Consider the following 8,500-nt stretch of genomic DNA (forward strand, 5'->3'; position numbering starts at 1 on the left):
AGGCCGGACACATGGCCGCACCGACCAGCCTCAGCAAAAGCTCACCAAATCCTTGCCAACGGAGAGCCGTCCACACATGGCCGCACCGACCAGCCTCAGCAAAAGCTCACCAAATCCTTGCCAACGGAGAGCCGTCCACACAGGGGCGCAAAGCGGACGGGCAGCTCCCCGTAAGCAGCTCTGCGGCCTATTGGGCTGGGTGCGGATCGACGGCCTCCCGCTTGGGGCATAAGGAATCAGGTAGTTCGCATTAGGCCAAAGCCTCGCATCGGGCGAATTAACCCTCTATCTCGGGCGCACGAAACTCGCATTGATTCACGTCTGTCAGGCAGGTCGCAAGCGGAAATGGAGCTTCCGAGATGCCTTTGGCGATTGTCACACGAAGTACAGTCCCTTACCTCATCGAGAAAGTGAGCTTACTCGGCATGAGTTTAGAACCATCTTCGCTACGCTAAGAACATCGAGGACTGGACGGCTGCTGCTATTTTTTGCGGCAGCGTTTCTCTATGTGCTGCAGCCACTCGATGCTGCCGGGCATCTCGGCGCCGAAGCTGTTGCCGCGGGGTCCAACTCTACGGCTGCCAAGATCGTTAGCAGCTTCGACGTGCTAGAAGATTCGCTCGACTACTTTCCGTCCGACAGGGGGACGAGCGAAGCCCATCAGCATCAATTCCATTTCGCTCTTCGCCTCGAAGATCGCTCGCTTGCCGACACAGATTATCGAGCGACAACGATGGTCGTCGACTTCATCGAAACATTCTTAGCTGAATCGCCGGCAGGCTCTCTTCTGCGACCGCCCCGAATCTGACCTCACGCGACGCCGCGCGCAAAGCGTGGTCGACGAGGTCCAGATTCGGAGTTTCAAATGCACAAAGGCTTGGCGCGCATGGTCGCGCTCATCGCTGCGGGTTTTGCAATCAAGTGGTGTGGTTACGCAAACGCGCAAACAATAACATTGGAAGAAGCACTCCAGCGCGCAGCAGCAGAGGCGCCCACCATCAGCGCGCTGGAGACCGACGTCGAGGCTGCGGAAGGATTAGAGCGTCAGGCGGCGCTCCGTCCCAATCCGGAGGTATCTCTCGACGTGGAAAACGTTGGGGGAAGTGGCGCCTTTCGGGGCTTCAATTCTACCGAAACAACGCTTGCGGCAAGCCAACGTGTCGAGCTTGGCGGTAAGCGTGGAGCCCGCGTTCGCGCTGCCAGAGCCGAAACGCGCGTAGCCGAATTGCAAGCAGCCCTTACGGAGGCGCGGATTGGTGCAGACGTCCGGCAAAATTATGCGGTGGCAGTCGGCGCCAGGTCCAGACTGGAGCTCGCCCTCGGTGTCGTTGAACGCAACCGTGAACTGGCTCGGATTGCGCGTGAGTTGGTCGATGCAGGACGCGAACCTCCCCTTCGCGCTTTAAGGGCAGAGGCAGCGCTGGGTGAGGCCGAAGCGCGACTGCAAGAGGCAGAAGCGGCTGATCTCGCGGCAAGGATCGCCCTTGCTTCGCTGTGGGGTTCGCAATCGCCTCCCGACGCAGTTGTGCCCGAATGGCCTCAATTCCCGAGCGTCATTGCAATCACACCTGAGAACACGATTGGCGTGCAACTCGCCGGTGCGGAAGCGGACGCCGCCAACCGGGTCATCGCGCAAGAGCGCGCCAATGCAGTCCCCGATCTATCGTTGAGCGCCGGTGTGCGGCGGTTCGAAGAAACCGGGGACCGGGCATTCGTCGCCGGAGCGTCCATCAGCATCCCGCTCGGCAATCGCAACCAAGGCGCCATCTCGGCTGCGGAGGCACGCGCACGGGGAGCGGAGTTTCGCCGCGCTGCAGCCATGGCAGAGGTTGCCAGGGAACTCGCCAGCTCCCGGGCAGAATATCAAGCCGCCGCAGCGCGGGTCGCGACCCTGGAAGAACGAAGCGTGCCACAAGCTCAAGAGGCGCTGCGTCTCGCTCAGATCGGCTATCGCAATGGAAAGTTCACACTGATCGACGTGCTCGATGCGGCAGCTACGCTCGATGACGTCCGTATCGCTCTCATCGAAGCGCACGAAGCGCAAGCAAGGGCCGGCGCAAACTTGCAGCGGCTGACTGCCACCCCGGAGACCATGCCATGACACGCAGAAAAACCTTCATCGCACTGGGCGCGGTCCTCATCGCAGCGATCCTCAGCTGGATCATCTGGGGTAGCGCCGGAAACGCACCAACCAACGCCCCGCCACCTTCACAGACCGCCTCTGCAAGCATTCCCTCGGAAATACGACTTACGGATGCGCAAATGCAGACGGCAGAGATCGCTCTTGCGACCGTCGAGGCAGGTGATGCCGGCGAACTGATCGTGCCGGGCACCGTTCGTGCCGCGCCCAGTGCGGTCGCGCGCCTTGATGCTCGTGCCAACGGGGTCGTCGCTCGCATCCTGAAGACACTCGGCGATCCGGTCAGGCGCGGTGAAACGGTTGCCCTCCTCGAAAGCGCCGAGGCTGCAACGCTTGCTGAACAGGTTGCATCAGCAGCCGCCCGAGCGCAGCAGGCCCGGGCTGCCTATGACCGCGAAAAGCGCTTGTTCGAAGCGAACGTCACCGCGCGGCAGGACATCGAAGCTGCACAAGCAGCGCTTTCAATGGCGAGTGCGGAACTCACGCGTGCGCGCGCAGCAGTGCAAGCGACAGGCGTTACACGCGATGGTCGCTCGATTGCGGTGACTTCGCCTGTCGGCGGCCGTGTGACCGCAGCGCCGGCGGTGCTCGGAAGCTATGTAACCGCCGGCACAGAACTGTTCCGTGTCGTCGATCCCTCAAGGCTCCAGATCGAAGCTGCACTTTCTCCCGCTGACGCTTCAAAGGTCGCGGTAGGAGACGTGGCCACGATCAGCCTTCCCGGCGGAGGACAGGTCGATGCAAGGGTTCGCTCGATCACCCCATCGGTGGATTTGCAGACCCGCGCGTCTACCGCTGTCCTTTCTCTAAGAAGTGCACCGCCAGGCCTGCAACCGGACAGCTTCGTGGAAGTCAGGCTGACGACCGAGGCCGCAAGCGGCAGCGTACTCAGCGTGCCTGCGGACGCAGTGCAGGATTTGAATGGGCAATCGATCGTGTTCGTCAGGACCAACCGGGGTTTCCGTGTCTCCCCGGTCACGACCGGCCAGCGGTCTGCAGGCCGGGTCACAATACTTTCAGGAGTGACACAAGGCCAGCAGATTGCCTCGCGCAATGCCTTCCTCATCAAGGCGGAAATCGCCAAGCAGGGAGAGGGCGATGAGTGAGGGAAACACCGTGCCCGAGAAGAACCATGGCCCACTTGGGTCGGTTCTCGATCTCGCCGTTCGCTTCCGTTGGGGGGTCCTTGTCGCTGTCGCCCTTGTCGCGGCGCTGGGAGCCTACAATCTGACCAAATTGCCGATCGATGCGGTCCCCGACATCACCAACAATCAGGTGCAGATCAACACGGTGGCACCGGCCCTCTCACCAGCGCAGGTAGAGAGCCAGGTCACCTTTCCAGTGGAGACAGGCCTTGCCGGTATTCCCGGGCTGGAAATGACGCGGTCCATTTCGCGCAATGGTTTCAGCCAGGTCACTGCAGTCTTCTCCGAAAGCACCGATATCTATTTCGCCCGCACACAGATTGCCGAGCGTCTCAGCGAGATTGCCGGCTCGCTTCCTCCCGGCGCCGAACCGAGCATGGGACCTCTCGCCACGGGCTTGGGCGAAGTGCTGATGTGGTCGGTCTCGTTCGAACCAAAGGGTCACACCAATGCCGGCGGCACTGGCTGGCAACCGGATGGCTCGTTTCTCACCCCCGAAGGCGAACGGCTCAAGTCGAAGGAAGCGCGATTTGCCTATCTCAGATCGGTCCAGGATTGGATCATCTCGCCTGCAATGCAGCAGGTCCCGGGCGTGGCGAGCGTGGATTCGATCGGTGGCTATGAAAAGCAATTCATTGTCCAACCCGAGCCCAATCGACTGATCGCGTATGGCCTTTCCTTTCAGGACCTGTCCGATGCCCTCCAGAAAGCCAACGTCATCAAGGGAGCGAACTTCATAAATCGTGGCGGCGAAGCATTGCTGGTGCGGCAAGACGCCCGACTGGGAGGGGTCGAAGATATCAGGAACGCGGTCGTGGCGACCCGTGAGAATGTGCCTGTCCGGGTTGCCGATGTGGCTACCGTGCGGATCGGCGGCAATCTGCGCACCGGCGGAGCATCCCTAGATGGCGAAGAGGTCGTGATCGGCACTTTGCTGATGCGGATCGGTGAAAACAGCCGCACCGTGGCTGAAGCAGGCACGACGAAGTTAATGGCCGTTGCGCAAACCCTGCCAGCGGGGGTCACGGTCGAGCCCGTCTACAACCGTTCCTCGCTTGTTGAAAAGACCATAGCGACAGTCGAAAAAAATCTCACCGAAGGCGCGCTGCTTGTCATCGTGGTGCTGTTTCTCCTGCTGGGGAATATTCGCGCCGCGCTGATCGCGGCCCTGGTGATTCCGATTTCCATGCTGATGGCAGCCATCGGCATGAATCGGCTCGGCGTGTCGGGCAACCTGATGAGCCTGGGCGCGCTTGATTTCGGTCTCATCGTCGATGGTGCGGTAATCATCGTGGAGAACGGCATCGCTCGCCTGGCGGCCAGACAGCATGATGAGGGCAGGCTCCTGACCCTCGGTGAACGCCTTGCTGAAACGCGCAAGGCCGCGCAGGAAATGATCAAGCCGACGGTCTACGGTCAGGCGATCATTCTGCTGGTCTATGCGCCCTTGCTCACCTTCACCGGCGTGGAGGGAAAGACCTTTTCGCCTATGGCGATAACCGTCATGCTCGCGCTGGCCTCGGCCTTCATCCTTGCCCTGACATTCGTTCCGGCAATGATAGCCTTGCTCCTGCGCGGTCGCCTCGCCGAACGAGAGGTTCGAGTAATTCGCGTCGCAAAAAGCCGGTATGAACCGTGGCTCAAGGCAGCGCTGTCACGTCCGCGCGCGGTGATTGGCGGCGGCGTGGCGGTATTCGCGGCGGCCGCTCTCCTCTTCGGAACGCTAGGCAGTGAATTCACACCTCAGCTCGACGAAGGCGACTTCGCGATCGAAGTAGTGCGGATTCCCTCCGTTTCGGTCGAGCAGGCCATGGTTATGCAGCGCCAGGTGGAAAAGGTGCTCGGCAAATTTCCGCAGGTCAGTCACGTATTCGCGCGAACCGGGCTCGGCGAAGCGGCAACCGACGCGATGTCACCCAATGCCTCCGACACCTATATCATCATGAAACCTCGTGACGAATGGCCGGATCCCTCGCTCGACAAGACCAAGCTGGTCTCCGAGATGGAAGAAGCGCTTGAGGTCCTGCTCGGCAATACGACTGAGTTCAGTCAGCCGATCCAACTGCGTTTCAACGAGCTGATTGCGGGCGTGAAGGGCGATGTCGCGGTCGAAATCTACGGGGAGGATCTGTCACGCCTAGGCTCGGCTGCTCAGAATGTCGCGGATGTCCTTCGAGCCGTATCCGGGGCGCAGGATATCAAGGTGCAGCAGATTAGCGGGTTCCCTACGCTGGACATCACACTCGATCGTGCCCTCATTGCCAGATATGGCCTCAACGCCGATGATGTCTCACAGACGGTCGCCATCGCGCTCGGCGGCCAGGCTTCCGGCCTCGTTTTTCAAGGCGACCGTCGCTTCAATGTGGTCGTGCGACTGCCCGATCGTATCCGGAACGATATCGATCAGCTGAGGGCATTACCTGTGCAATTGCCAGGCAGCACCATGACTGTCCCGCTCGGGGAACTTGCCAGCTTTCAGGTCACCGAAGGACCCGCTGAAGTGCGGCGGGAGAACGGCCGACGGCTGGTGGTCATTTCTGCCAATGTGCGAGGCCGTGATCTGGGTTCCTTCGTTGCCGAAGCTCAGGCCAAGGTGGAAAATCAGGTTGCCTTGCCCCCAGGCGCGTCAATCTCGTGGGGCGGACAATTTGAGAATCTCCAGGCGGCGCAGGCGCGGCTCAAGCTGATCGTCCCCGTCTGCTTCGCGCTGATTCTCCTGCTGCTCTTCTGGGCGGTTGGCGGATGGATACCCGCTTTCGCGGTATTCAGCGCAATCCCCATGGCGCTTGCTGGAGGGGTGTTCGCATTGGCTCTCAGAGGAATACCATTCTCCATCTCGGCTGCGGTGGGCTTTATTGCCCTTTCCGGAGTAGCCGTCCTCAATGGTCTCGTGATGATGACAGCCATTCGTCAGCGGCTCGACCAAGCTCTCCCGCTTGATCAAGCCATCGTCGAAGGTGCGCTGGCGCGCCTCAGGCCGGTGCTCATGACTGCGCTCGTGGCCTCACTCGGCTTCGTTCCAATGGCGCTGTCGACTGGAACAGGTGCAGAGGTGCAGAGACCTCTGGCGACCGTCGTCATCGGAGGATTGATCACGGCTACTGCGCTGACCCTCTTCGTGTTGCCTGCGATTGCTCGCCTCGTCCTCAACGAGCGAGACGGGGACGAGAGCGGTCCTTCAAGATGGCGCGAGCCCATAGACTGGCCCATGAGGACAGTGAGGCGCGGAATTGGTTCTGAAAGCAGCAGGCCTTCATGAATAGCGAAGCGATCAGGGAAACCGACTGATGGAAAAGCCCGAAAACAGCAACCTGACCGCTGATCTGCGTGCTGCAGTGCGCTTCGTCGCGATCGCGAACCTTGCCTAATTCGGTATCGAGTTTGCGGCCGCCTTGTCCATCGAATCTGTCTCGCTTTTCTCCGATAGCGTCGATTTTCTCGAAGACACTTCGATCAACCTGCTGATCCTGCTAGCGCTCGGATGGACGGCCGTAGCGAGAGCTCGGACAGGCAAATTTCTAGCGTTACTGATTCTGGTCCCCGGACTAGCGGCAGTCTGGACGGCTGTGGCGAAGTTCGGGGCACCGGTCACGCCGGATGCGAATCTTTTGACGATCACCGGCGCGGGTGCCCTGCTCGTAAATTGCGCATGCGCGATCCGCCTTGCTCGTCATCGCCATGGGAATGGAGGACTCACCCGCGCAGCATTCCTATCGGCCCGCAACGATGTCCTGGCCAACATAGCCATTATCGCAGCCGGCATCGTCACGGCGATTACACTCTCCTTCTGGCCTGATCTAATCGTTGGAATCGGTATCGCGTTACTAAATCTCGACGCTGCCAAAGAGGTCTGGGAGGTTTCGGATTCCGAGACCTCGGATCTCGAGGCCGAGGCTTGAACGTGCCAAGTCCAGACGCCTGTCGCGAGGGCGCCAAAGACCTGCCCTGTGCTATGTCTGATGCCTTAAAGCGAAGGCGTCAGTCTCCCTCGCTACACTGCGGTCAATCGTCGTTGACCGCCTGTCCTTCTGTCTAATAGGTCGACGCCATGCATCATGATCAGACCCACCCCTCCGTCCATAAGCACGATTTTCTCGGATCGTCGCACGACATTCACGCCCGCCGAACTCGATGGGTCGTAGCGCTTACCGCGGCTATGATGGTCCTCGAAATCGCCGCTGGACTGTGGACAGGTTCCATGGCCTTGTTGGCGGACGGCATTCACATGGCGACACACGCTGGCGCTCTGGGTGTGGCAGCCTTCGCATACTGGTTCGCGAAACGGCATGTCGGCAATCCCCGCTTCACCTTCGGAACGGGGAAGGTCGGCGACCTCGCGGGGTTCGCGAGCGCCTTGCTTCTCGCGGTCTTCGCGATCGGTATTGCGGTAGAATCCTTTCAGCGTCTGCTCGCCCCGGCCAATATTGCCTATTCCGAGGCGATCTGGGTGGCTGTCCTCGGTTTGCTGGTCAACTTGGCCAGCGCATGGCTGCTAGGCGGAGATCATCATCACCATCATCATGGTCATGATCATTCGCACGATCACGGCCACGCGCACTCGCATACCGACAACAATCTTCGTTCCGCTTACCTCCACGTTCTCGCCGATGCATTGACCTCCGTCATGGCGATCGTCGCGCTACTCGCCGGCCGCTATTTGGGATGGGCCTGGATGGACGCTGCCATGGGTCTCGTCGGCGCGTTCGTTATCGCTCGGTGGTCTTGGTCGTTGATGCGCGATACGGCAAGTGTCCTCATTGACGCGGAAGCTGGCCCGGATCGTCTTGCGGAAGTTCGCGAAGCGATCGAGGACGGAGATGCGGTGGTGAACGATCTCCACGTTTGGCGGGTCGGCCCCGGGCACTATGCCGTCATCGTCTCGCTGGTTGCCGATCGTCCACTTGCGCCGCAAGAATATGCCGATCGGCTGGCAATCCATGAGGAATACGCACACGTGACCATCGAGGTGCACTCCTGTGAGGGCGCGCATCGGCTGCGACACGCGGCGTGAAGTGATGCTGCGGTCTACTGCTTCCAAGTCGCTCAGCTTTTGCGCTGCTTCCGCTTAGCTCTGCGAACGACGGCTTTTAGGACCCCATTATATTAGCGGGAATGACCGATGTCGGGGCGCGAAGCTGACACAGGAAAGCAGCAAATCAGGCCCTTTCTGGTGGCGCTTTCAGCAACTCTTCAACCGGAACCTCCAGCGCAATCG

The 8,500-nt window shown here is 60.5% G+C and carries 6 protein-coding genes; all 6 read left to right on the forward strand.

Annotation, left to right across the window (positions count from 1 at the left end):
- The first annotated feature begins 508 nt into the window (after nt 1-508).
- Nucleotides 509-808 (forward strand): hypothetical protein, encoded by a 300-nt coding sequence (locus tag N0B51_RS14595; protein WP_259963327.1) that lies wholly within the window; start codon nt 509-511, stop codon nt 806-808.
- A 78-nt stretch (nt 809-886) separates the two neighbouring features.
- Nucleotides 887-2,101 carry a TolC family protein gene (locus N0B51_RS14600; RefSeq protein ID WP_259963328.1) on the forward strand — a complete coding sequence of 405 codons (1,215 nt, stop codon included), beginning with the start codon at nt 887-889 and terminating at the stop codon, nt 2,099-2,101.
- Nucleotides 2,098-3,246 (forward strand): efflux RND transporter periplasmic adaptor subunit, encoded by a 1,149-nt coding sequence (locus N0B51_RS14605; RefSeq protein WP_259963329.1) that lies wholly within the window; start codon nt 2,098-2,100, stop codon nt 3,244-3,246. The genes N0B51_RS14600 and N0B51_RS14605 overlap by 4 nt, the downstream gene beginning before the upstream one ends.
- Nucleotides 3,239-6,544: an efflux RND transporter permease subunit gene (locus tag N0B51_RS14610; RefSeq protein ID WP_259963330.1), complete on the forward strand. Its 3,306-nt coding sequence runs from the start codon at nt 3,239-3,241 to the stop codon at nt 6,542-6,544. The genes N0B51_RS14605 and N0B51_RS14610 overlap by 8 nt, the downstream gene beginning before the upstream one ends.
- Before the next feature lie 115 nt (nt 6,545-6,659).
- On the forward strand, nt 6,660-7,184 hold the full coding sequence (locus N0B51_RS14615; RefSeq protein WP_259963331.1) for a cation efflux transmembrane domain-containing protein: 525 nt from the start codon (nt 6,660-6,662) through the stop codon (nt 7,182-7,184).
- A 149-nt stretch (nt 7,185-7,333) separates the two neighbouring features.
- Entirely contained in the window at nt 7,334-8,296 is a 963-nt protein-coding gene (dmeF, locus tag N0B51_RS14620) for a CDF family Co(II)/Ni(II) efflux transporter DmeF (protein WP_089216765.1), read from the forward strand.
- Nucleotides 8,297-8,500 lie beyond the last annotated feature (204 nt).

It is taken from the genome of Tsuneonella litorea (genome assembly GCF_025154015.1).
GTDB classification, from domain to species: Bacteria; Pseudomonadota; Alphaproteobacteria; order Sphingomonadales; family Sphingomonadaceae; genus Tsuneonella; species Tsuneonella litorea.

Coding starts and splice junctions, on each gene's coding strand:
- N0B51_RS14600 (WP_259963328.1), top strand. CDS start 887: ATGGTCGCGCTCATCGCTGCGGGTTTTGCAATCAAGTGGTGTGGTTAC.
- N0B51_RS14605 (WP_259963329.1), top strand. CDS start 2,098: ATGACACGCAGAAAAACCTTCATCGCACTGGGCGCGGTCCTCATCGCA.
- N0B51_RS14610 (WP_259963330.1), top strand. CDS start 3,239: ATGAGTGAGGGAAACACCGTGCCCGAGAAGAACCATGGCCCACTTGGG.
- dmeF (WP_089216765.1), top strand. CDS start 7,334: ATGCATCATGATCAGACCCACCCCTCCGTCCATAAGCACGATTTTCTC.